The sequence below is a fragment of the Kocuria sp. KKT182 genome (assembly GCF_055635395.1).
The window spans coordinates 359,123-381,811 of sequence record NZ_CM145757.1; the positions used below are offsets into that span (position 1 = coordinate 359,123).

The 22,689-nt window shown below is 73.9% G+C and carries 21 protein-coding genes; 19 read left to right on the forward strand and 2 right to left on the reverse strand.

Translation table 11 applies throughout. The features are described 5' to 3' along the window. Positions 1-72: 72 nt before the first annotated feature. From ACZ2G1_RS01565 to hisF, 7 genes are all read left to right on the forward strand, one after another. Positions 73-750, forward strand: a complete 678-nt coding sequence (locus ACZ2G1_RS01565; protein ID WP_017833944.1) for a riboflavin synthase — start codon at positions 73-75, stop codon at positions 748-750. Further along, the gene (gene ribB, locus ACZ2G1_RS01570) at positions 750-1,424 is read left to right on the forward strand and encodes a 3,4-dihydroxy-2-butanone-4-phosphate synthase (protein ID WP_081994146.1); all 675 of its coding nucleotides are present in this window, start codon (positions 750-752) and stop codon (positions 1,422-1,424) included. The genes ACZ2G1_RS01565 and ribB overlap by 1 nt, the downstream gene beginning before the upstream one ends. Then, positions 1,421-2,182: a GTP cyclohydrolase II gene (locus tag ACZ2G1_RS01575; RefSeq protein WP_144836576.1), complete on the forward strand. Its 762-nt coding sequence runs from the start codon at positions 1,421-1,423 to the stop codon at positions 2,180-2,182. Before ribB ends, ACZ2G1_RS01575 begins: the two co-directional genes overlap by 4 nt. Next, the gene (gene ribH, locus ACZ2G1_RS01580; RefSeq protein ID WP_109222602.1) at positions 2,179-2,658 is read left to right on the forward strand and encodes a 6,7-dimethyl-8-ribityllumazine synthase; all 480 of its coding nucleotides are present in this window, start codon (positions 2,179-2,181) and stop codon (positions 2,656-2,658) included. The genes ACZ2G1_RS01575 and ribH overlap by 4 nt, the downstream gene beginning before the upstream one ends. A gap of 70 nt (positions 2,659-2,728) precedes the next feature. Then, complete coding sequence (locus ACZ2G1_RS01585) at positions 2,729-2,992, forward strand: phosphoribosyl-ATP diphosphatase (RefSeq protein ID WP_017833948.1); 264 nt, start codon at positions 2,729-2,731, stop codon at positions 2,990-2,992. A 60-nt stretch (positions 2,993-3,052) separates the two neighbouring features. Then, positions 3,053-3,898 carry an ATP phosphoribosyltransferase gene (gene hisG, locus ACZ2G1_RS01590; protein WP_115162587.1) on the forward strand — a complete coding sequence of 282 codons (846 nt, stop codon included), beginning with the start codon at positions 3,053-3,055 and terminating at the stop codon, positions 3,896-3,898. Between the two features lie 42 nt (positions 3,899-3,940). Continuing rightward, positions 3,941-4,705 (forward strand): imidazole glycerol phosphate synthase subunit HisF, encoded by a 765-nt coding sequence (gene hisF / locus ACZ2G1_RS01595; protein WP_470377374.1) that lies wholly within the window; start codon positions 3,941-3,943, stop codon positions 4,703-4,705. Positions 4,706-5,149: 444 nt separating this feature from the next. Here hisF and ACZ2G1_RS01600 read toward each other — a convergent pair whose 3' ends face one another. Next, a complete protein-coding gene (locus ACZ2G1_RS01600; protein ID WP_136341564.1) occupies positions 5,150-5,356 on the reverse strand; it encodes a hypothetical protein in 207 nt (68 codons plus the stop codon). A gap of 173 nt (positions 5,357-5,529) precedes the next feature. Here ACZ2G1_RS01600 and ACZ2G1_RS01605 point away from each other — a divergent pair, with 173 nt between their 5' ends. Further along, positions 5,530-6,036: a helix-turn-helix domain-containing protein gene (locus ACZ2G1_RS01605; protein ID WP_109243825.1), complete on the forward strand. Its 507-nt coding sequence runs from the start codon at positions 5,530-5,532 to the stop codon at positions 6,034-6,036. A 4-nt stretch (positions 6,037-6,040) separates the two neighbouring features. Here the strand turns inward: ACZ2G1_RS01605 and ACZ2G1_RS01610 are convergent, their stop codons facing one another. Next, positions 6,041-6,547 (reverse strand): hypothetical protein, encoded by a 507-nt coding sequence (locus tag ACZ2G1_RS01610; protein WP_109243818.1) that lies wholly within the window; start codon positions 6,545-6,547, stop codon positions 6,041-6,043. Positions 6,548-6,697: 150 nt separating this feature from the next. On the opposite strand from ACZ2G1_RS01610, the gene ACZ2G1_RS01615 reads away from it, so the two are divergent. The 11 genes from ACZ2G1_RS01615 to ACZ2G1_RS01665 all read left to right on the forward strand — a co-directional run bounded on the left by ACZ2G1_RS01615 (position 6,698) and on the right by ACZ2G1_RS01665 (position 22,506). Beyond that, on the forward strand, positions 6,698-7,363 hold the full coding sequence (locus tag ACZ2G1_RS01615; RefSeq protein ID WP_017833954.1) for a Pr6Pr family membrane protein: 666 nt from the start codon (positions 6,698-6,700) through the stop codon (positions 7,361-7,363). Beyond that, positions 7,329-8,819: an AAA family ATPase gene (locus tag ACZ2G1_RS01620; protein ID WP_470377375.1), complete on the forward strand. Its 1,491-nt coding sequence runs from the start codon at positions 7,329-7,331 to the stop codon at positions 8,817-8,819. Before ACZ2G1_RS01615 ends, ACZ2G1_RS01620 begins: the two co-directional genes overlap by 35 nt. Positions 8,820-8,897: 78 nt before the next feature. After that, complete coding sequence (gene hisI, locus ACZ2G1_RS01625; protein WP_470377376.1) at positions 8,898-9,278, forward strand: phosphoribosyl-AMP cyclohydrolase; 381 nt, start codon at positions 8,898-8,900, stop codon at positions 9,276-9,278. Between the two features lie 53 nt (positions 9,279-9,331). Next, positions 9,332-10,930: an anthranilate synthase component I gene (locus ACZ2G1_RS01630; protein WP_470377377.1), complete on the forward strand. Its 1,599-nt coding sequence runs from the start codon at positions 9,332-9,334 to the stop codon at positions 10,928-10,930. After that, positions 10,923-11,522 (forward strand): Trp biosynthesis-associated membrane protein, encoded by a 600-nt coding sequence (locus ACZ2G1_RS01635; protein ID WP_470377378.1) that lies wholly within the window; start codon positions 10,923-10,925, stop codon positions 11,520-11,522. Before ACZ2G1_RS01630 ends, ACZ2G1_RS01635 begins: the two co-directional genes overlap by 8 nt. 195 nt (positions 11,523-11,717) lie before the next feature. Continuing rightward, the gene (locus ACZ2G1_RS01640) at positions 11,718-11,981 is read left to right on the forward strand and encodes an HGxxPAAW family protein (RefSeq protein ID WP_017833959.1); all 264 of its coding nucleotides are present in this window, start codon (positions 11,718-11,720) and stop codon (positions 11,979-11,981) included. Between the two features lie 149 nt (positions 11,982-12,130). Then, positions 12,131-14,257, forward strand: coding sequence for a tryptophan synthase subunit beta (trpB, locus tag ACZ2G1_RS01645; protein ID WP_095651005.1), 2,127 nt, complete (start codon positions 12,131-12,133; stop codon positions 14,255-14,257). 59 nt (positions 14,258-14,316) lie between these two features. Next, complete coding sequence (trpA, locus tag ACZ2G1_RS01650) at positions 14,317-15,108, forward strand: tryptophan synthase subunit alpha (protein WP_237740451.1); 792 nt, start codon at positions 14,317-14,319, stop codon at positions 15,106-15,108. Between the two features lie 77 nt (positions 15,109-15,185). Further along, positions 15,186-16,076, forward strand: a complete 891-nt coding sequence (gene lgt, locus ACZ2G1_RS01655; RefSeq protein ID WP_017833962.1) for a prolipoprotein diacylglyceryl transferase — start codon at positions 15,186-15,188, stop codon at positions 16,074-16,076. 303 nt (positions 16,077-16,379) lie between these two features. Then, the gene (gene gltB, locus ACZ2G1_RS01660) at positions 16,380-21,050 is read left to right on the forward strand and encodes a glutamate synthase large subunit (protein ID WP_109222607.1); all 4,671 of its coding nucleotides are present in this window, start codon (positions 16,380-16,382) and stop codon (positions 21,048-21,050) included. After that, positions 21,043-22,506, forward strand: a complete 1,464-nt coding sequence (locus ACZ2G1_RS01665) for a glutamate synthase subunit beta (RefSeq protein ID WP_031283259.1) — start codon at positions 21,043-21,045, stop codon at positions 22,504-22,506. The genes gltB and ACZ2G1_RS01665 overlap by 8 nt, the downstream gene beginning before the upstream one ends. Positions 22,507-22,689: the final 183 nt, after the last annotated feature.

Genomic DNA, 22,689 nt, shown 5'->3' on the forward strand with positions numbered 1-22,689 from the left:
ACCGCCGGCCCCGAAGACCGACAGACAGACAGACAGAGTCAGAGACCAGGACAGAGACAGAGGTAGCACCGCATGTTCACAGGAATCGTCGCCGGCCAGGGCACCGTGCGCTCGGTCGACCCCCGCCCCGACGGCACGAGCGCCCGCCTCCTCGTGGACGCCGGCCCGCTCGTGGCCGACCTGCCGCACGGCGGCTCCCTCGCCGTCAACGGGGTCTGCCTCACGGCCACGCGCACCGAGGAGATCGGCCCCGGGCAGTTCCTGGCCGACGTCATCGGCGAGACGCTCGTGCGCACCAACCTCGGGGCGCTGGCCGCCGGGGACACCGTGAACCTGGAGCGCTGCGTGCCCGCCGGCGGTCGGCTGGACGGGCACGTGGTCCAGGGCCACGTCGACGGCACGGGCACCGTCACGGTCCGCGAGGACCTGGGGGAGTGGGAGCGGGTCCGGGTCGCCGTGCCCGCCGAGCTCGCCCCGTTCCTCGCCGAGAAGGGGTCGATCGCCGTGGACGGCGTGTCCCTCACGGTGACGGCGGTCAGCTCCCCCGGCGCCGGGGAGCACTGGTTCGAGGTCGGGCTCATCCCGGCCACCCTCGCCGAGACCACCCTCGGACGCCGCCCCGTCGGCGCGTCCGTCAACCTCGAGGTCGACGTCCTCGCGAAGTACGCCCAGCGCCTGCTGGCCTTCGCCCGGACCGACAGCACCCCGGCGCCGGAGACGGCCCGGACCACGGCAGGAGAAGGAGCATGATGCGGACCAGCAGCACCCACGAGGGGACCGGCCGCGGGGGCGACGGGACGACCGGGGAGATCCGGCTCGACCCCGTGGGGGCGGCCGTCGAGGCCATGGCCCAGGGCCGGCCCGTCGTCGTCGTGGACGACGCCGACCGGGAGAACGAGGGCGACATCGTCTTCGCGGCCGAGCACGCCACGCCCGCGCTGATGGGCTTCACCATCCGGCACAGCTCCGGCGTCGTGTGCGTGCCCATGACCGGGGCGCGGGCCGACGCGATGCGGCTGCCCCCGATGGTCGACGTCAACGAGGACTCGAAGGGCACCGCCTACACCGTCACGTGCGACGCCCGCCTCGGGGTGAGCACCGGCATCAGCGCCGCCGACCGCGCGCTCACCGCCCGGGTGCTGGCCGACCCCGCCGCCGGGCCCGGGGACATCACCCGGCCCGGGCACGTGCTGCCCCTCCGGGCCGCCGAGGGCGGGGTCGCCGTGCGCCGCGGGCACACCGAGGCCGCCGTCGAGCTGTGCTCCCTCGCCGGGCTCGAGCCGGTCGGCGTGATCGCCGAGCTCGTCCACGACGAGGGCGAGATGATGCGGCTGCCCGCCCTGCGCGCCTTCGCCGACCGGCACGGCATCCCGCTCGTGAGCATCGAGGACCTGGCGGCGCAGCTGCAGGAGGACCGCCGATGAGGCCGGACGCCCCTCTGGTCAGCTCCGAGCCCGTGGTGGTGCCCACGCCCGAGGGCCGGTTCGAGGTCATCGGCTGGCAGCTGCCGGGCGGGCCCAGGGACGCGGTCGCCGAGCACCTCAGCCTCACCGCGCCCTCCTCGGACCGCGTGCCCGTGGGCCGGCCCCCGCTCGTGCGGCTGCACTCCGAGTGCCTCACGGGGGACGTCTTCGGCTCCTACCGGTGCGACTGCGGGCCCCAGCTGCACCTGGCGCTGCGCCGGATCTCCGACGACGGCGGCACCCTCATCTACCTGCGCAACCACGAGGGCCGGGGGATCGGGCTGGTGAACAAGCTGCGCGCCTACAAGCTCCAGGACGGCGGGGCGGACACGGTCGAGGCCAACGAGCTGCTCGGCCTGCCCGCCGACGCCCGGGACTACACCGCCGCGGCGGCCATCCTGCACCGGCTCGGGCTGACCCGGATCCGGCTGCTGAGCAACAACCCCGCCAAGGCCGAGCGCCTGGCCGACCTGGGGATCGAGGTGGTCGCCATGGTGCCGAACGAGGTGCCGGCCCGCCCGGAGAACCACGACTACCTCGTGACCAAGCGGGACCGCATGCGGCACCGCCTGCGCCACGTCGACGACCCCACCGCCCACCGCGGCCCTGCGGCGGAGCCCGGCGGCCGGGCCGACCGCAGCACCGACAGCACGACCGACCGCACGTACGACAGCACCACCGACAGCACCACCAACGGCACAGGAGACCACACCCCATGAGCGGACACGGCGCCCCCGACATCGACCTCAGCACCGACGACGCGAGCGGCCTGCGCGTCGCCGTCGTCGCCTCCAGCTGGCACACCGAGATCATGGACGGGCTGGTCGACGGCGCCCGCCGTGCGCTCGCCGACGCCGGCGTGCGGGACGCGCCGGTCGTGCGCGTGCCCGGCAGCTTCGAGCTGCCCGTCGCTGCGGCCCGCCTCGCCCCGGGCCTCGACGCCGTGGTGGCCCTCGGCGTGGTCGTGCGCGGCGGCACCCCGCACTTCGACTACGTGTGCTCGGCGGCCACGCAGGGCCTCACGGACGTGTCGGTGCGCACCGGCGTGCCCGTGGGCTTCGGCGTGCTCACGTGCGACACCGAGCAGCAGGGCCTGGACCGCGCCGGGCTCGAGGGCTCCCACGAGGACAAGGGCTACGAGGCCACGGCCGCCGCGGTGCGCACCGCGCTGCTGCTGCGCTCCCTCGGGGTCTGAGCCCCGTCCCGCGGGGCGTGCGGGCCCGCGCCGGTCCGGAGGCCGTCGCGGACCCATTACCCTGGTAGTCGTGAAAACCTTCGAGACCCTCTTCGCCGAGATCAGCGACAAAGCCGTGACCCGACCGGAGGGCTCCGGCACGGTCCGGGAGCTCGACACCGGCGTGCACGGCATCGGCAAGAAGGTCGTCGAGGAGGCCGCCGAGGTCTGGATGGCCTGCGAGTACGAGACCTCGGAGCAGGCCGCGGAGGAGATCTCGCAGCTGCTCTACCACGTGCAGGTGATGATGGTCGCGAAGGGTCTGCGGCTCGAGGACGTCTACCGCCACCTCTGAGCCCCCCGCCGCACCGTCCGTCCCCGCCCCACCGAACTCCCTGAGCCGAGAAGGAACCCCATGCTGCGTGTCGCAGTGCCCAACAAGGGCGCCCTGTCCGAGTCCTCCGTCACCATGCTCAAGGAGGCCGGCTACCGGCAGCGGCGGGACTCCCGCGAGCTGGTGCTCGTGGACCCCGAGAACAACGTCGAGTTCTTCTACCTGCGCCCCCGGGACATCGCGGTGTACGTGGGCGGGGGCATCCTCGACGTCGGGATCACCGGCCGGGACCTGCTCCTGGACTCCGGGGCCCACGCCGACGAGGACCTCGGGCTGGACTTCGCCCGCTCCACGTTCCGGTTCGCGGGCCCGGCGGGCGAGTTCTCCTCGATCGCCGAGCTGGCGGGCCGGCGGATCGCCACGAGCTACGACGGCCTGCTGCGCGACTACCTCGCCGAGCAGGGCGTGGAGGCCTCCGTGGTCCGCCTCGACGGCGCCGTGGAGTCCTCCATCCGGCTGGGCGTGGCGGACGCGATCGCCGACGTCGTGGAGACCGGCAACACCCTGCGCGCCGCGGGCCTGCAGGTCTTCGGCGACCCCATCATGACCTCCGAGGCGCTGCTCATCCGCAGCCGTGCGGCCGGGGAGCCCGAGGGCCTGGCCGTGCTCCGGCGGCGCCTGCAGGGCGTGCTCGTGGCCCGGCAGTACGTGCTGATGGACTACGACGTCGCCGAGGAGTACGTCGAGGCCGCCACCCGGATCACCCCCGGAATGGAGGGGCCCACCATCTCCCGGCTCGGCCGCGGCAACGCCTGGGCCGTGCGCGCCATGGTCCCCAAGTCCGAGACCAACAAGGTCATGGACGCCCTCTACGACGTCGGGGCCCGCGCCATCCTGGTCTCCCCGATCCAGGCCGCCCGGATCTGACCCCCTTCCCGCCCCATCCCCGCAGCCGAGGAGGTGCCGCCCGTGGGCGTTGCCGTACGTGTCATCCCCTGCCTGGACGTCGACGCCGGTCGAGTCGTCAAGGGCGTGAACTTCGAGAACCTGCGCGACGCCGGTGACCCGGTGGAGCTCGCCAAGCGCTACAACGAGGCCGGTGCGGACGAGCTGACGTTCCTCGACGTCACGGCCTCCTCGGCGGCCCGGGCCACGACCTTCGACGTGGTCTCCCACACGGCCGAGCAGGTCTTCATCCCGCTCACGGTGGGCGGCGGCGTCCGCGCGGTCGCCGACGTCGACCGGCTGCTGCGCTGCGGCGCGGACAAGGCGTCCATCAACACCGCCGCGGTCGCCCGGCCCGGCGTGATCGACGAGATCACCGGGCACTTCGGCAGCCAGGTGCTCGTCCTCTCCCTCGACGCCCGCCGCACGGGCAACACGCCCTCCGGCTTCGAGGTCACGACCCACGGGGGGCGCACGCTGACCGGTCTCGACGCCCTGGACTGGGCGCAGGAGGCCGAGGACCGCGGCGTGGGGGAGATCCTGCTCAACTCCATGGACGCGGACGGCACCCGGGCGGGCTTCGACCTGGAGATGATCCAAGCCGTGCGCGCCCGGGTGCACGTGCCCCTCATCGCCTCCGGCGGCGCGGGCGCCCCCGAGCACTTCCCGCCGGCGGTGGACGCGGGCGCGGACGCCGTGCTCGCCGCCTCGATCTTCCACTTCGGTCCCGTGCACGCGATCGCCGAGGTCAAGGACGCGCTGCGCGCGGCCGGCCACGAGGTCCGCTGAACGGCCCCGTGGTCCGGGACGGCCACCGGGCGTAGAGTCGACAGTGAGCTGACGACAGTCGCTCGACAGGCCGACCCGAAGGAGAGTCCACCGTGGGACTGAACAGCATCATCAGGAGCTTCACCGGACGTGCCGGGGGGACCGCCGGCCGTCCCGCCGGCGGACGCCGGGGCACCCGCGGAATGAACGCCGCCGGCCAGGCGGGCGCGGGCAGGAGCGGCCGCGGTCTGGGCGGCATGCTGCGCGGCCTCCTCAACCGCCGATAGCGCACCGAACCAGGAGCGGCCCCGGAACGGGGCCGCTCCTGCACGTGCCGAGGACATCCATGACCACGACCGAGCCGTCCGCCCCGGGCGAGAACTCCGGCCCCGCGGCGGACCCGGTCCGCCGGACGTCGTTCGCCACGAACGACGCCGACCGGGGCATCGCCGCCATGTCCGAGCTCTACACGGGTCTCGGCATGCGCCCACCCACCGACGCCTCGTTCGAGCTGCGCATGGCGGCGGCCTCGACGGGCCCGCTCCTGGCGCACCGGTTCCGGCTGTCCACCTCGGAGTCCTCCGGCACGGGCGACGTCTCGGGCACGTACTCGGTCGTGCACGTGCTGACCGGGCGGCTGACGGTCAGCTCCGGGAAGGAGCGCATCGGCACGACCCTGCCGTTCCTGCTGCCCCAGGGTCTGTACGGCGGCCGGTGGGACGGGCTGCTGGAGCTGAGCACCGTGGTCCTGGACGCCCGCTCGGTCGAGGCGATCGCGCGCAACCTGCTCGGCCGGCCGGACTTCGCGCTGCGCGGACACGGGCAGCACGCCCGTGTCCGCGCAGATGACGCGGTACTGGCTGGCCCAGGTCCGGCACTTCCACCGGGACCTGCTGCCCAACGCGGAGGCGCTGCGCACGCCCCTGGTGCGGGCCGAGGCGTTCCGGTCGCTGGCCGGTGCCCTGCTGCACTGCTTCCCGAACACCTTCCTGGCGCAGCCGGCGCCGTCGGAGAGCGCACGGGCGCTGCCGGCGCAGGTGCGCCGGGCGGTCGCCTTCGTCGACGAGCACCTGCACGAGGACGTCGGTCTCGCCGAGATCGCCGCGGCGGCACGGATGAGCCCCCGGGGGCTGCAGGCCGCGTTCCGCCGGGAGCTCGGGCGCACCCCCGTCGGCTACCTGCGGGAGGCCCGCCTGGACGCCGCCCAGCAGGAGCTGCTCCGGGCCGACCCGGCCGGGGGCGTGACGGTCGCGGCCGTCGCCGCCCGCTGGGGCTTCGGCCATCCCGGGCGCTTCGCGACCGCCTACCGGGCCCGGTTCGGGGAGCCGCCCGCCGCCACGCTGCGCCGCTGAGACCTCAGGCTCGGTCGCCGTCCCGGCAGGTCCCCTCCAACCAGTCCCGCACCGGGACGAGCGCCTCGTCGAGCGCCTGCCCGTCGAACCGCGCCGAGGGGTCCTCCGCCAGGTCCTCCCCGTAGGAGTCGACCAGCAGCTGCACCCGCGCGTAGTCCGCGGCCAGCGCCGGAGGAGCGGCCCCGCGCACGGCCTCGACCTCGTCCTCGACGTCCTGCACCTCCGCCACGGTCGGGCCCGCCGAGAGGCCGGCCGGCAGCAGCGCGAGCACCAGGATGTCGTCGGCGACCGCCGCGCACGCCTCCCGGCGGTCCGGATAGGCGCCCCACGTGACGTCCGTGGCGGGAGCGGTCGACGCAGCGGGGGAGGCCGGGGGCGCCGCGGCCGTGGGGGAGCCGGTCGGCGGGCCCGGGGCGCCGGGGCTCCCGCATCCGCACAGCACCGCGACGACGAGCGCGGCCACCGCCGTGCCGGGGGCGGCGCGCCGCCCCGTCGCCGCCCTGGGATGCATCGTCTCGGTCCCGCCCGCCGTCGCCGCTCTGGTCCTGCTCCCACCATAGGCGCCGCCGACCCGACCTGGCAGGGCCACGGGCGGGCGGGCACGGCCTGGGGGTGCCGGAACTCCTATCCTGGAGCCCGGAGGGCCGGGAGGAGGACGAACGTGCGAGTCGTCGTCGTCGCCGCCCGGGCCTGCGCCCTGGCCGTCGCGGTCTGGGCCCTGGTCTCGCGGGCGGACTGCGCCTTCGTGACGCGCACCTGCCTGGGGTCGAACCTGTTCAGCTACTTCACGGTCCACAGCGCCGTGCTGCTGATCCTGGCCGTGCTGCTGGCCCTCCTGCACACCGCCGCCGGGGCGCAGGAGCCGGGCTGGCTGACCGGGCTCCGGGCGATGGCCACCACCTACACCGTGGTCTCCGGGGCGGTGTTCGGGGTGCTGCTGGCCAACGCAGAGCTGTTCGGCCACCTCTTCCTCGTCCCGCTGTCCTCGCAGGTGCTGCACTTCGTGCTGCCGGTCTACGCCGTGGCCGACTTCCTGCTGTGCCCGGGCCGCCGGCGGCTGCGCTGGGCCGCCACCTGGGCGTCCACCGTGTTCCCGGCGCTGTGGGCCGTGTACACCCTGGTCCGCGGGCAGCTGGTGGGCTGGTACCCGTACTTCTTCCTCGACCCCGCCCTGGTGGGCGGCTATCGCGCGGTGGGCACCTACGCCCTCGGGCTGTCCGTGCTGATCCTCGCGGTGTCCTTCCTGACCGTCGCCGCCACCCGTCTGCCCACCGTCCCGGTAGGGTCGGCCCATGGACGACTCCTCTCCCGCCGGCCCGGTCCCTGATCCGGACGACGCCCAGCTCCTGCGCTCGGTCCGGCGCCTGGTGGACCGCCTCGCCGCCCTGCCGCCCGAGCGCGGGGACGAGCCCACGCCGCTCGGGCGGCACCTGTCCGCGGTGCTCGGCGCGGACGTGCGCACCCTGCCCGTGGTCTCGGAGGACTTCGCCCCGCACCGCCTGGCGGACGTCGACATCGCCCTCGCCGAGCTGGCGGGGGACGGGCCGGGCTCCCTCCTCGGCGTCAGCGGCGGCCGGAGCCGCGACGACCTCGGCCTCGCCGAGCTGCTCACGGCCCCGTACTCCGGGGCCGACATCGGCCCCGTCGACTACGCGACCCGGGCCACGGGCCCGGCCACCGAGCGGCAGGTCGTCGCGTTCGGCATCCGGTGCCTCACCGTGGACGGGGTGCCGGTGGCCGTGCTCCAGCGCATGCCCCGGCCCGAGTACGGCCGGTCGCAGGTGGTCCTGGAGGTGCTCGCCGCGGACCCCGCCGTCTGCGCCACGTTCCTCGCCCGGCTGCGGGCGCTGATGCTCGAGCGCAGCGTGCTGCGCGGCCAGGTGCTCTCGTTCGCCGCCACCGAGTACGGCAGCGAGGCCGGGGCCACGTTCCTGCCGCGCCCGCACGTGCCCGCCGACGAGATCGTGCTGCCCCCGGGCCTGCTGGAGCAGGTGGTGGGGCACGTCGTGGGCATCGGGGAGCACCGCGACGCGCTCCGGGCCGCGGGCCAGCACCTCAAGCGCGGGATCCTGCTCCACGGCCCGCCGGGGACCGGCAAGACCCTCACGGTCCGGCACCTGCTCTCCGTCACCCCGGGGACCACGGCGATCCTGCTGACCGGGTCGGGCCTGCACCTCATCGGGGCCGCCGCCGAGGTGGCCCGCACCTTCCAGCCGTCGATCGTGGTGCTCGAGGACGTCGACCTCGTGGCGATGGACCGGGACCTCGGGCCCGGGCCCCAGCCGATGCTCTTCGAGGTGCTCGACGCCCTGGACGGGCTCGACGGCGACGCCGACGTCGCGTTCGTCCTCACGACGAACCGCGTGGCCGTGCTGGAGCGGGCGCTCGCCGAGCGCCCCGGGCGCGTGGACCTCGCGGTCGAGGTGCCGCTGCCGGACGCGGACGCCCGGTCCCGGCTGTTCCGGCGGTACGCGGGGGAGCAGCGGTTCTCCGCCGCCGCCCTCGACGCCGCGGCGGTGCGCGCGGAGGGGACCACCGGCTCCTTCCCGAAGGAGCTGGTCCGCCGGGCCGTCCTCGCGGCGGCCGTCCGGGGCGAGGACGCGGCGGACGCGGACCTGTCCGCCGCCCTCGACGAGATCCTCTCCGGCCGGGAGGCGCTGACCCGCCGGCTGCTCGGCCACGCGGACACCGGGGGGTCCCCCGACGAGTACGAGGACACGGGCGAAGACACGGGCGAGGACACGGACGGGCTCCGGTGGTGCGCCCGGCCGGAGGCCCCCTGACGGCTCCGGCGCCCCCCGGCGGACGCCGGGGGGCGCCGGGGGCCGGGCCGCCCGGACAGGTCGATAGGATGGGTGGCGATGAGCGAGCAGACCCCCGACACCGGAACCGACGTCCTCGACCCCGCCGTGGCCCGGCGGCTCAAGCGCGACCCCTTGGGCCTCGTGGCCGCCGTGGTGCAGCAGCACGACACCCTCGAGGTGCTCATGCTGGGCTGGATGGACGACGAGGCCCTGCGCCGCACCCTCACGGAGGGCCGCGTGACGTTCTGGTCCCGCTCCCGCCAGGAGTACTGGCGCAAGGGCGACACGTCCGGGCACATCCAGGCCGTGCACAGCGTGAGCCTCGACTGCGACGGCGACGCCCTCCTCGTCCGGGTCGACCAGACCGGGGCGGCCTGCCACACCGGCACCCGCAGCTGCTTCGACGGCCGCGACCTCGGCGCCGTCGCCGCCGTCTGAGCCCCGCCACCCTCCTCCCTCCCGTCCGCCACCAGGAAGTCAGGTCGACACCCATGCAGGACCTGGGCAGCATCAGCCCCACGCTCGAGGAGTTCCGCGCGCTCGCCGCGGAGCGCCGCGTCATCCCCGTCCGCGTCAAGATCCTCGCGGACGCCATGACCCCGATCGGTCTCTACCGGGCCCTCGCCCTCGAGGACGGGGCGGCCCGGGCGGGCACGTTCCTCCTCGAGTCCGCCGCCGAGGGCGGCGTCTGGTCCCGCTACTCCTTCATCGGCGCCGACTCGCGGGCCACGCTCACCGCCCGGAACGGAGAGGCGCACTGGATCGGGCAGGCCCCGGCCGGCGCCCCCACCGGCGGCAATCCCGTCGAGGCGCTGCGGGACACCATGGCGCTGCTGCACACGGAGCGCTTCGAGGACGTCCCCCCGCTGACCTCCGGGCTCGTGGGCTTCGTCGGCTGGGAGGCCGTGCGCCGCTGGGAGAAGCTCCCGCACCCGCCGGAGGACGACCTGCGCATCCCCGAGCTGGCCATGAACCTGGTCTCGGACATCGCTGTCCACGACAACACGGACGGCACCGTGATGCTCGTGGCCAACGCGATCAACTTCGACGACACCGACGAGCGCGTCGACGAGGCCTGGGCCGACGCGGTGGACCGGGTGCACGCGATGCTGGAGCGGCTCGCCCGGCCCCTCGGCCACGGCACGGCCTCGACGCTCACCGGCAGCGACGAGATCCGGGGGGACCTGGAGTCCAAGGTCGACCAGAGCTGGGACCGCACCCTGTTCATGAACTCCATCGTGGAGGGCAAGAAGGCCATCGTGGACGGGGACATCTTCCAGGTGGTCGTCTCCCGGCGCTTCGAGACCGGGTGCACGGCCGACTCCCTCGACGTCTACCGCATGCTGCGCGCCATCAACCCCAGCCCGTACATGTACCTGTACAGCTTCGAGGACGCCGGCGGCCGTCCCTTCTCGATCGTCGGCTCCTCCCCGGAGGCGCTCGTGACCGTCACGGGGGACCAGGCGGTGACCCACCCCATCGCCGGGTCCCGCCCGCGCGGGCGCACGGTCGAGGAGGACCTGGCGCTGGAGCGGGACCTGCTCCAGGACGAGAAGGAGCGCTCCGAGCACCTCATGCTCGTGGACCTCGCGCGCAACGACATCTCCAAGATCGCCGTCCCGGGCTCGGTGGAGGTCACGGAGTTCATGGAGGTGGAGCGCTTCAGCCACATCATGCACCTGTGCTCCAACGTCGTCGGCCGGATGCGCCCGGACGCCACCGCCTACGACGTGCTCGCCGCGACGTTCCCCGCCGGCACCCTCTCCGGGGCGCCCAAGCCCCGGGCCCTGCGCCTGCTCGACGAGTACGAGCCCCTGCGCCGCGCCGTCTACGGCGGCGTGGTCGGCTACCTCGACTTCGCGGGGGACATGGACATGGCCATCGCCATCCGCACGGCCCTGCTCGTCGACGGCAAGGCCTACGTCCAGGCCGGCGGCGGGATCGTCGCCGACTCCGACCCCGAGACCGAGGCCCTCGAGTCCCTCAACAAGGCCACCGCACCGCTGCGGGCGGTGCTGCTCGCCGAGCGGCTGCACGCCCTGGACCTCGACCGGGTGGCCGTGCCGGAGACGGGCGCCGGGCGTGCCTGAGGCCCGCGGCTCCCGGCGGGCGGCGCTGTCCCGGCGGTCCACGGTGGTGCTCGCCACTCTGGTCGCCGCCCTGGCCGTGTTCGCCTGCTCGGCCGCCACCTGGGTCTCCGCCACGGTGCAGACCACGCTCGAGCCCGTGACCGTGGACGTCGCCGGGTCCGACGCCGCGCCGGCCGTCACCGCCCTCGGGCTCGTCGCGGCCGCCGGCGCCCTCACCACGGCGATCTCCGGCCGGGTGCTGCGCACCGTGGTGTCCGTGGTGGTCGTGCTCGCCGGCCTCGGCGCACTGGCCGCGTCCGTGGCCGTGCTGGCCGATCCGGCCGGGGCCGCGCAGACCGCCGTGGGCGAGGCCACCGGCATGATCAACGCCGGCGGCGACTTGGCCGTCACCGCCTGGCCCCCGCTCGCGGCGGCCGCCTCGGCGCTCGTGGCGCTGTGCGGCGCCTGGGCCCTCGTGGCCGGCCGCACCTGGACCGCGGCCCGGCGCTACGAGCGCTCCGGGGCGGACGGGCCCCCGGCCGGGACGGCCCGCTCCGGCGACGAGATCGACTCGTGGGACGCCCTCACCGAGGGCCGCGACCCCACCGCCTGAGCACCCTGCCCGCCCCGGGGCCCGGGCCCGCCGCGGCGGGGGAGCGGGCGCCCCGGGGCCCCGTGGGGCGTGCGCGGGCGCGGGCCGAGGGGTGGCACAATGGGACGGGACAGACTGTCAGCAACCGCCGCGCCCCGCCGGGGCCGTGCGCGCGGAGCCGGCCGGCTCCGGCAGGGAAATCGGGAGTGCAACAACATGGCAAACGGAAACGAGATCGTCCTCGACCACACCGGCTTCGTGGGGCACGGCAACACGCTGGCCGCGTGGGTGACCGTCGGCATCATGTCGGTGGGCGTCATCGTGGGCGTGGTGGGCTTCACGGTGGGCAGCACCGCCCTGCTGATCGCGGGCATCGTGCTGGTCGTCGTCGGGCTCGTCGCCGGCGCCGTGCTGAGCAGGATGGGCCACGGCAGCGGCTCCGAGCAGCGCAAGCACGAGGCGCGCCAGCACCAGGGCTGAGACCGGGGCCGGCACGGGCCGGCCCCGGGAGCGCGGCACGCGCACGGGCCGACCGGTCCCCGGAAGGGACCGGTCGCCGTCCCCGCCCGGTCCGGGCGCGGCCCACGAACGCACCAGCGCGGCCAGCGCCGCCGAGAGGACAGGAAACCATGTCGCAACAGAGCACCGGGACGGTCCTGGACGCCATCATCGAGGGCGTCCGGGCGGATCTCGCGGAGCGCCGTGAGCGCGTCGGCCTCGACGAGCTCCGCCGGGCCGCCGCGCAGCGGCCGCCGGCCCTGGACGCCGAGTCGGCGCTCCGGGGACCCAGCACGGACGCCGTGCAGGTCATCGCCGAGGTCAAGCGCTCGAGCCCCTCCAAGGGCGCGCTGGCCCCGATCGAGGACCCGGCGCGCCTGGCCGCGGCCTACGAGCACGGCGGGGCCTCGGTGATCTCCGTGCTGACGGAGCAGCGGCGCTTCAACGGCTCCCTGGCGGACCTCGACGCCGTGCGCGCGGCCGTGGGGGTGCCCGTGCTGCGCAAGGACTTCACGGTCGACGAGTACCAGATCTGGGAGGCGCGCGCCCACGGGGCCGACCTCGTCCTGCTGATCGTCGCCGCCCTCTCCGACGACGAGCTGCGCCGCTTCCTCGCGCTGACCCACGAGCTGGGCATGCACGCCCTGGTGGAGACGCACACGCCCGAGGAGATCGAGCGGGCGGTCGCCGTGGGCGCCCGCATCGTGGGCGTCAACGTCCGCAACCTCAAGACCCTCGACACCGACGTCGAGACCTTCGGCCGGCTCGCCGGCCTCCTGCCCCAGGACGCGGTGATCGTGGCCGAGTCCGGCGTCGAGGGCGAGGAGCAGATCGCCCTCTACGCCTCGCACGGTGCCAAGGCCGTCCTGGTCGGCGAGGCCCTCGTGCGCAGCGCCGAGCCCGCGTCCACCATCGCGGCCTTCCGCGCCGCCGGTGCCGCCGCGCGCGCCCGGCGGCACGTCCCCGAGGCCGAGGCGGAGGCCGTCGCCGCGGAGGCCGCCTCCCTGCGCGAGGCCCCCGGACCGTACTTCGGGGACTTCGGGGGCCGGTGGATGCCCGAGTCCCTCATCGCCGCGCTCGACGAGCTCACGGACGTGTTCGAGAAGGCGAAGGCCGACCCGGAGTTCACCGCGGAGTTCCAGCGGCTCTCCCGCGACTACTCGAACCGGCCCTCCCTGCTCACCGAGGCCCAGCGCTTCGCCGCCGAGGCCGGGTGCCGGATCTTCCTCAAGCGGGAGGACCTCAACCACACCGGCTCGCACAAGATCAACAACGTGCTCGGCCAGGCCCTGCTGGCGCGCCGGATGGGCAAGACCCGGCTGATCGCCGAGACCGGCGCCGGCCAGCACGGCGTGGCCTCGGCCACCGCCGCCGCCCTGTTCGGCATGGAGTGCGTGGTCTACATGGGCGAGGAGGACACCCGGCGCCAGGCCCTCAACGTCGCGCGCATGGAGCTGCTGGGAGCCACCGTGGTGCCCGTGACCAACGGCTCCCGCACGCTGAAGGACGCGATCAACGAGGCCCTGCGGGACTGGGTCGCCTCCGTCGAGCACACCCACTACCTGCTGGGCACCGCGGCGGGGCCGTACCCGTTCCCCGCGATGGTCCGCTACTTCCACGAGCAGATCGGCGAGGAGACCCGCGAGCAGATCCTGGCCCAGGCCGGGCGCCTCCCGGACGCCGTCGCGGCCTGCGTGGGCGGCGGGTCCAACGCGATCGGCATCTTCCACGGCTTCCTGGACGACCCCTCGGTGGAGCTCTACGGCCTCGAGGCCGGCGGGGACGGCGTGGAGTCCGGACGCCACGCCGCCACGATCTCGCTGGGCCGCCCCGGGGTGCTGCACGGCGCCCGGACCTACCTCATGCAGGACGAGGACGGGCAGACGCTCGAGTCCCACTCGATCTCCGCGGGCCTGGACTACCCGGCCGTGGGCCCCGAGCACTCCTACCTGCACGACATCGGGCGGGCGCGCTACGAGGCGATCACCGACGTGGAGGCGATGGAGTCCTTCCGGCTCCTGTGCCGCACCGAGGGCATCATCCCCGCCATCGAGACCTCCCACGCCCTGGCCGGCGCGCTGAAGATCGGCCGGCGCTGGGTGGAGGAGCTCGGGCCGGAGGCGGCCGCGGAGAAGATCATCGTGGTCTCCCTCTCCGGGCGCGGCGACAAGGACGTGGCGACCGCCGCGGAATGGTTCGGGATGCTACCGGACGACAGCGCCGAGGCCGAGCTCGGCGAGAAGGGCGAGCGACTGTGAGCACCACCCGACACGAGACCCCCGGGGCGGACCTCGCCTCCCGCCTCCTGCCGCCGGGCCTGAGCGCCGACCCCGGCTCGCGGCTCGCCGCGCGCATCGCCGAGTGCCGGGACCATGGCCGGCCGGCCCTCGTCGGCTACCTCCCCGCCGGCTTCCCGACCGTCGACGAGTCCATCGAGGCGGCCGTGGCCCTGGGCACCAGCGGCGCCGACGTCATCGAGATCGGCATCCCGTACTCGGACCCCGTCATGGACGGGCCGGTGATCCAGCACGCGACCACCACGGCCCTCGCCAACGGGTTCCGGGTGGCCGACGTGTTCCGCGTGGTCCGTGCCGTGGCCGAGCGGACCGACGCGGTGCCCGTGGTGATGACCTACTGGAACCCCGTCCTGCAGATGGGCGTCGACACGTTCGCCCGCCGGCTCGCCGAGGCCGGGGGAGCGGGGATGATCACCCCCGACCTGATCCCCGACGAGGCCCGGGAGTGGTTCGCCGCGTCCCAGGCCCACGGCCTGGACCGGATCTTCCTGGTGGCGCCCTCCTCCTCGCGGGAGCGGCTCGACCTGGTGGTCAAGGCCGCGAGCGGCTTCGTCTACGCGGTCTCCGTGATGGGCGTCACCGGCGCCCGGGACGCCGTCTCCGACGTCGCCGAGAAGCTCGTGGCGGACACCCGCGCCGCCGGGGCCCAGCACGTGTGCGTGGGCCTGGGCGTCTCCCGCCGGGAGCACGTCGAGGAGATCGGGGCCTATGCGGACGGCGTCATCGTGGGCACCGCCCTCGTGCAGGCGCTGGCCGACGGCGGCCCCGAGGCCGTGGGCGCGCTGGCCCGGGAACTGGCCGGGCGCGCCTGATAGCGTGACGTGGCGCCCCGCCCTCCTCCGGGCGGGGCCGCCCGTCCCGACGACCCCACGAGCCGAGGCCCCACCGCATGCTGCTGAGCGCCGTTCCCCCCGTGCCCGCCCTGATGAGCGCCCCGCTCCGGCAGGGCATTCCCTCCCCGGACTGGTCCGGCTTCTCGCTCGGCCCGCTGACCGTGCACGCCTACGCGCTGTGCATCCTCGCGGGCATCGCCGCGGCGCTGTGGCTGACCACGCGCCGCTGGGCGGCCCGGGGGCTGGACCCGGAGATCGTGTGGGACATCGTGATGTGGGCCGTTCCCGCCGGGATCGTGGGCGCCCGCGCCTACCACGTGCTCATCACCGACCCGGCAGGCTACTTCGGCCCGGGCGCCGACCCCGTCGACGCGCTGCGGATCTGGGAGGGCGGCCTCGGGATCATGGGGGCCGTGGCCTTCGGCGCGGCGGCCGCGTGGTGGGTGTGCCGCCGCAACAACGTCTCCCTGGCCGTCTTCGCCGACGCCGCGGCACCCGGCCTGCTCCTCGCGCAGGCGATCGGGCGCTGGGGCAACTGGTTCAACCAGGAGCTCTTCGGCCGGCCCACCACCCTGCCGTGGGGCCTCGAGATCGACCCCGGCAGCCCGAACTTCCCGGCCGGGCTGCCGGCCGACACGCTCTTCCACCCCACGTTCCTCTACGAGTCCCTGTGGAACCTGCTCGGCGTGGTGCTCCTGCTGGCCCTGGACCGGCGGTTCCGCCTGGACGGCGGCCGCCTCTTCGCGCTCTACCTGGTCCACTACGGCCTGGGCCGGATGCTCATCGAGCTGTTCCTGCGGATCGACCCGTCCCTCATGGTGCTGGGCCTGCGCGTGCACGTGTGGACCGCCCTGGGGCTCGTGCTGCTCGGGCTGGCCCTCTTCGCGGCGGTGGTGCTCCGCCGCCGCAGGGCCCGCGGCGCCGCGGTGGAGTCCTCGCGCGCCTGATACCGCACCGGGGGCCGCACCGGGGCTCCTGGCCGGAGAGTTTTCAGAGCTGTAACATCTGAGTGCTAGATTTTTCCAGCGCCTGACCGGCGGACGGGTGAACCACGTCCACCGCTCCGGTGCACGCCACGATCGTCCATCGTCGGACATTCCTGGAACGGGGCCCTTCCGCCGCCCGGCACCTCTTCGACCACTGCTCGAGGACGTCGGCGGCAGCTCACGATCCGGCGGCACCTCCCGACCGGAGCTCTGCCGCGGGGGCCGCTCCTGTTGACCGCATCCCATGGTGAGGAGACGTCAGTCATGACCTCTACCCCGGCCGGCACCCCCGGTGACACTTCCGCCCAGGGCGGCACGGACCCGCGTCCGGCCGATCCCGCCGAGACCGCGCAGGAGCAGCCGGAGTCCCCGTTCGAGCAGTTCTCCAACGCGCCCGAGGAGCAGGGCCTCTACCACCCGGACGAGGAGAAGGACGCGTGCGGCCTCGCCGTGGTCGCGACCCTCAACGGCGCCCCGAGCCACGAGATCGTCGACGCGGCGCTGACGGCACTGCGCAACCTGGAGCACCGCGGCGCCGTGGGCGGCGACGAGGGCACCGGTGACGGCGCCGGGCTGCTGACCCAGCTGCCGGACGCGTTCTTCCGCGCCGTGCTGGACTTCGAGCTGCCGCCCCTGGGCGGCTACGCCGTGGGCACCGCGTTCCTCCCGCACGGCGGGGAGAACGCGGAGCGGATCCAGGGCGCCCTCGAGGAGCTCGCGCGCTCCGAGGATTTGCAGGTCCTCGGCTGGCGGCCCGTCCCGATCGCCGAGTCCGTGGTGGGCCGGTCCGCGCGGGAAGTCATGCCCTACTTCGTGCAGCTGTTCGTGGCCGAGACCACGCCGGCCCCCGAGGACGAGGCCGCCCGGCGGCGCCTGGACCAGAAGGCGTTCCGGCTGCGCAAGCGCGCCCAGAACCGGTCCGGCGTCTACTTCCCCTCGCTGTCCTCGCGCACGATCGTCTACAAGGGCATGCTGACCACCCAGCAGCTCGAGCCCTTCTACCCGGACCTGTCCGACGAGCGGTTCACCACCGAGCTCGCGATCGTGCACTCCCGGTTCTCCACCAACACCTTCCCCTCGTGGCCGCTGGCCCAGCCCATGCGCACGCTCGCGCACAACGGCGAGATCAACACCGTCAAGGGCAACCGGAACTGGATGCGCGCCCGCCAGTCGCAGCTGAAGTCCCCGCTGCTGGGCCGCAACCCCGAGGAGCTGTTCCCGATCTGCTCGGAGGGCGCCTCCGACTCGCAGTCCCTGGACGAGGTCGCCGAGCTGCTCGTGCTCTCCGGCCGGCCGGTCACCCAGGCCATGATGATGATGATCCCGGAGGCCTGGGAGAACCACGAGACCATGGACCCCGCCCGCAAGGCGTTCTACCGCTACCACGCCTCCTTCATGGAGCCGTGGGACGGGCCCGCCGCGGTGGCCTTCACCGACGGCGTGCAGGTCGGGTCCCTGCTGGACCGCAACGGGCTGCGCCCCGGCCGGTTCTGGGTCACGGACGACGGCCTGGTCGTCTTCGCCTCGGAGGTCGGCGTCGTCGACGTCGGGGACCGCAAGATCGTGCGCAAGGGCCGCGTGTCCCCGGGCACGATGTTCCTCGTGGACACCGCGCAGGGCCGGATCGTCGAGGACGCCGAGATCAAGGCCCAGATCGCCTCCGCCGCCCCGTGGGAGGAGTGGGCCGACAGCAACATCGTCGACATCACGGACCTCCCCGAGCGCGAGCACATGATCCACCCGCGCTCCTCCATCACCCTGCGCCAGAAGACCTTCGGGTACACGCAGGAGGAGCTGAAGATGATCGTGGGGCCCATGGCGGCCAAGGGCGCCGAGCCCATCTACGCGATGGGCACCGACACCCCGATCGCCGTGCTCTCCGAGAAGTCCCGCACCCTGTTCGACTACTTCGTGCAGTCCTTCGCCCAGGTCACCAACCCCCCGCTGGACGCCATCCGCGAGGAGCTCGTGACGAGCCTGCGCGGCTCCGTGGGCCCCTCCGGCAACCTGCTGACCACCGAGCGGGTGCGCACCCGCCAGGTCGCGGTGGACTTCCCGGTCATCGACAACGACCAGCTGGACCAGTTCCTGCACCTGGAGGGCGAGGACGGGATGCCCGCGGCCCTCAAGGTGCGGGGCCTGTACCGCCCCGACGGCGGCGCGGAGTCCCTGCGCGCCCGGATCGCGGAGATCTGCGAGAAGGTCTCCGCGGCCGTGGCCCGCGGCGTCGAGTACGTGATCGTCTCCGACCGCGACTCCAACGGCGCGTGGGCCCCGATCCCGTCGCTGCTGCTCACCTCGGCCGTGCACCACCACCTCCTGCGCTCCGCGACCCGCACCAAGGTGGCGCTGGTCGTGGAGGCCGGCGACGTGCGCGAGGTCCACCACGTGGCGCTGCTCATCGGCTACGGCGCGTCCGCGGTGAACCCCTACCTGGCGATGGAGTCCGCGGAGGAGCTGGTCCGCTCGGGCGACCTCACCGGGATCACCACCGAGCACGCGGTGCACAACCTGATCAAGGCCCTGGGCAAGGGCGTGCAGAAGATCATGTCCAAGATGGGCATCTCCACGGTCTCCTCCTACTGCGGCGCCCAGGTCTTCGAGGCCCTCGGCCTGTCGCGCGAGCTCGTGGACGACTACTTCACCGGCACCCACACCCAGATCGGCGGCATCGGCCTCGACGTGATCGCGGAGGAGACGGCCTCCCGCCACCGCCGGGCGTACCCGGCGGACGGCGTGACCGAGCCCCACCGGGACCTCGAGACCGGCGGCGAGTACGACTGGCGCCGGGACGGCCCGCCGCACCTGTTCAACCCCCAGACCGTCTTCCGGCTGCAGCACGCCACCCGCACCGGCCGCTACGACATCTTCAAGTCCTACACGAAGCTCGTGGACGACCAGACGAAGAAGCTGCTGACCCTGCGCGGGCTGCTCGGCTTCACCGCGGACCGCAAGCCGGTGCCGCTCGAGGAGGTCGAGCCCGTCAGCTCGATCGTCAAGCGCTTCCAGACCGGGGCGATGAGCTACGGCTCCATCTCCCAGGAGGCGCACGAGACCCTGGCGATCGCGATGAACCGGCTCGGCGCGAAGTCCAACACCGGTGAGGGCGGCGAGGACGTCGACCGGCTGCTCGACCCGCAGCGGCGCTCGGCGATCAAGCAGGTGGCCTCCGGCCGGTTCGGCGTCACGAGCCTGTACCTGACCAACGCCGACGACATCCAGATCAAGATGGCCCAGGGCGCGAAGCCCGGCGAGGGCGGCCAGCTCATGGCCCAGAAGCTGTACCCGTGGATCGCCCGCACGCGCCACTCCACCCCGGGCGTGTCCCTGATCTCGCCGCCGCCGCACCACGACATCTACTCGATCGAGGACCTGGCGCAGCTGATCTACGACCTCAAGCGCTCCAACCCGCAGGCCCGGGTGCACGTCAAGCTGGTCTCCGAGATCGGCATCGGCACCGTGGCCTCGGGTGTCACCAAGGCCAAGGCGGACGTGGTGCTCGTCTCCGGGCACGACGGCGGCACGGGCGCGGCCCCGCTGAACTCCCTCAAGCACGCCGGCGCCCCCTGGGAGCTCGGCCTCGCCGAGACCCAGCAGACGCTGATGCTCAACGGGCTGCGGGACCGCGTGGTCGTCCAGGCGGACGGGCAGATGAAGACCGGCCGGGACGTGATCGTCGCCGCGCTGCTCGGCGCGGAGGAGTTCGGCTTCGCCACGGCGCCGCTGATCGTCGAGGGCTGCATCATGATGCGCAAGTGCCACCTGGACACCTGCCCGGTGGGCGTGGCCACCCAGAACCCGGAGCTGCGCAAGCGGTTCACGGGGCGGGCCGAGCACGTGGTGAACTTCTTCGAGTTCATCGCCGAGGAGGTCCGGGAGTACCTGGCCCAGCTCGGGTTCCGCTCGATCGAGGAGGCCGTCGGGCACGCCGAGGTCCTCGAGACCAAGGACGCCATCGACCACTGGAAGGCGCACGGGCTGGACCTCTCGCCGATCCTGCACTCCACGGTGCTCGAGCACCGGGGCGCGGCGGTGCGCAACATGCGCGGCCAGGACCACGAGCTGGAGAAGCACTTCGACAACGAGCTGATCCGGCTCTCCCGGGCCGCCCTGGAGAAGCGCGAGCCCGTGCGGATCCAGCAGCACATCATCAACACGGACCGTGCGGTCGGCACGATGCTCGGCCACGTGGTGACGCGGACGTTCGGCACGGACGTCCTCGCCCACGACACCATCGACGTGACGCTCACAGGCCAGGCCGGCCAGTCCCTCGGCGCGTTCCTCCCGCAGGGCATCACCCTGCGGCTCGAGGGCGACGCCAACGACTACAGCGGCAAGGGCCTGTCCGGGGGGCGGATCATCGTGCGCCCCGAGCGGGACGCGGTGTTCGAGGCCTCCGAGAACGTCATCGCGGGCAACGTGATCGGCTACGGCGCCACGAGCGGGGAGATCTTCCTGCGCGGCACCGTGGGCGAGCGGTTCCTGGTGCGCAACTCGGGCGCCACGGCGGTGGTCGAGGGCATCGGCGACCACGGCTGCGAGTACATGACCGGCGGCACCGCCCTGGTGCTCGGCCGCACGGGGCGCAACTTCGGCGCCGGCATGTCCGGCGGCGTGGCCTACGTCATCGACCTCGCCGAGACCTCGGTCAACAAGCAGGCGCGCGACGGCGGCGAGCTGCAGCTGCTGCCCCTGGACGAGGCGGACGCCGAAGTCGTGCTGGCGCTCATCACGAAGCACGCCGAGGAGACGGGCTCCGAGCTCGCGGACCGGCTCCTGGCCGACCCCGTGGCCACGCTCGGGCGTTTCACCAAGGTCCTGCCGCGGGAGTACGCCGCCGTGCAGGGCATCCGCGAAGAGGCCCGGACCCAGGGGCAGGACCCCGACGGCGACGAGGCCTGGCACAAGATCCTGGAGGTGACGACCCGTGGCTGATCCGCGCGGTTTCATGAAGGTGACCGAGCGCGTCGACCGCCCCAAGCGGCCGGTGCCCGTCCGGATCATGGACTGGAAGGAGGTCCAGGAGGCCCAGGACCGGGGGGTCCTGCAGAAGCAGGCCGGCCGGTGCATGGACTGCGGGATCCCCTTCTGCCACGAGGGCTGCCCCCTCGGCAACCTGATCCCCGAGTGGAACGACCTCGTGTGGCGGGGCCTCGACGCCGAGGCGGTCGAGCGCATGCACGCCACCAACAACTTCCCGGAGTTCACCGGGCGGGTCTGCCCGGCCCCGTGCGAGTCCTCGTGCGTGCTCGGCATCAACCAGCCGGCGGTGACCATCAAGCAGATCGAGTACTCGATCGGGGAGATGGGCTTCGACGAGGGCATCGTCAAGCCGTACGTGCCCCAGCGCCTGGTCGGCAAGACCGTGGCGGTCGTGGGCTCCGGGCCCGGCGGCCTCGCGGTCGCCCAGCAGCTGACCCAGGCCGGGTTCACGGTGGCGGTCTACGAGCGCGACGACCGCATCGGCGGGCTGCTGCGCTACGGCATCCCCGACTTCAAGATGGAGAAGGAGGTCCTCGACCGGCGCCTCGACGTGATGCGCGCCGAGGGCACCCGCTTCCGCCCCGGGGTGGAGATCGGCAAGGACATCACCTGGGACCAGCTCAAGCGCCGCTACGACGCCGTGGTGGTCGCCACCGGCGCCACCCGGCCGCGGGACCTCGAGATCCCGGGCCGGGACCTGGACGGCGTCCACTTCGCGATGGACTACCTGGTGCAGGGCAACCGCGTGGTGGCCGGGGACGAGGTCGAGGACCAGATCTCCGCGGCGGGCAAGCACGTCATCGTCCTGGGCGGCGGCGACACCGGCTCGGACTGCATCGGCACCGCCAACCGCCAGGGCGCGGCGTCGATCACGTCCCTGGCGATCGGGCGCAAGCCCGCCGCGGACCGCTCCGACGCCGACCCGTGGCCGATGATGCCCAAGGTCTTCGAGGTCTCGACCTCCCACGAGGAGGGCGGCGACCGCACCTACATGGCCTCCACCGTGGAGTTCGTGGGGGAGGGCGGCAGGCTCACCGGCCTGAAGGTCGCCGAGACCGAGTACCTGCCCGACGGCCGGCGCGCCCCCAAGGGCGGCACCGAGCGGGTGATCCCGGCGGACCTCGTCTTCCTGGCCCTGGGCTTCACCGGCAACGAGTCCGAGGACATCACCGAGCAGATCGGCGCCGAGCTGGACGGCCGGACCAACCTGGCCCGGGACGACCGGTACATGACCAGCGTGGACGGCGTCTTCGCGTGCGGCGACGCCGGCCGCGGCCAGTCCCTCGTCGTCTGGGCGATCGCCGAGGGCCGCGCCTGCGCGGCCGCCGTCGAACGGTTCCTCATGGGCTCGACCCGTCTGCCCGAGCCCGTGGCCCCGACCGACCGGGCCATCGACCTCACCCTGTAGGACGGCACCGGGCCCCACGGCCCGCGCCGTCGCACGTCCGGGGCGGGCCGACGGGCCGGGCGCCTCGACACCGGCGGCGGCGTTGGTAGGCTGGGAACGACCTCCCGCCCCAGGGCGGACATCCAGGCAGTGCGGCCGGGAGCTGCGTCGTGTCCTGCGCGACGGAGCCCCCGGCCGCAGTGC

Bases quoted from the DNA above. Each gene is read 5' to 3' on its own strand.
- ribH (WP_109222602.1), top strand. From the start codon at position 2,179: ATGAGCGGACACGGCGCCCCCGACATCGACCTCAGCACCGACGACGCG.
- hisG (WP_115162587.1), top strand. From the start codon at position 3,053: ATGCTGCGTGTCGCAGTGCCCAACAAGGGCGCCCTGTCCGAGTCCTCC.
- ACZ2G1_RS01565 (WP_017833944.1), top strand. From the start codon at position 73: ATGTTCACAGGAATCGTCGCCGGCCAGGGCACCGTGCGCTCGGTCGAC.
- ACZ2G1_RS01620 (WP_470377375.1), top strand. From the start codon at position 7,329: ATGGACGACTCCTCTCCCGCCGGCCCGGTCCCTGATCCGGACGACGCC.
- ribB (WP_081994146.1), top strand. From the start codon at position 750: ATGCGGACCAGCAGCACCCACGAGGGGACCGGCCGCGGGGGCGACGGG.
- ACZ2G1_RS01640 (WP_017833959.1), top strand. From the start codon at position 11,718: ATGGCAAACGGAAACGAGATCGTCCTCGACCACACCGGCTTCGTGGGG.
- gltB (WP_109222607.1), top strand. From the start codon at position 16,380: ATGACCTCTACCCCGGCCGGCACCCCCGGTGACACTTCCGCCCAGGGC.
- ACZ2G1_RS01575 (WP_144836576.1), top strand. From the start codon at position 1,421: ATGAGGCCGGACGCCCCTCTGGTCAGCTCCGAGCCCGTGGTGGTGCCC.
- ACZ2G1_RS01610 (WP_109243818.1), bottom strand. From the start codon at position 6,547: ATGCATCCCAGGGCGGCGACGGGGCGGCGCGCCGCCCCCGGCACGGCG.
- lgt (WP_017833962.1), top strand. From the start codon at position 15,186: ATGCTGCTGAGCGCCGTTCCCCCCGTGCCCGCCCTGATGAGCGCCCCG.
- ACZ2G1_RS01605 (WP_109243825.1), top strand. From the start codon at position 5,530: ATGACGCGGTACTGGCTGGCCCAGGTCCGGCACTTCCACCGGGACCTG.
- hisI (WP_470377376.1), top strand. From the start codon at position 8,898: ATGAGCGAGCAGACCCCCGACACCGGAACCGACGTCCTCGACCCCGCC.
- ACZ2G1_RS01630 (WP_470377377.1), top strand. From the start codon at position 9,332: ATGCAGGACCTGGGCAGCATCAGCCCCACGCTCGAGGAGTTCCGCGCG.
- trpB (WP_095651005.1), top strand. From the start codon at position 12,131: ATGTCGCAACAGAGCACCGGGACGGTCCTGGACGCCATCATCGAGGGC.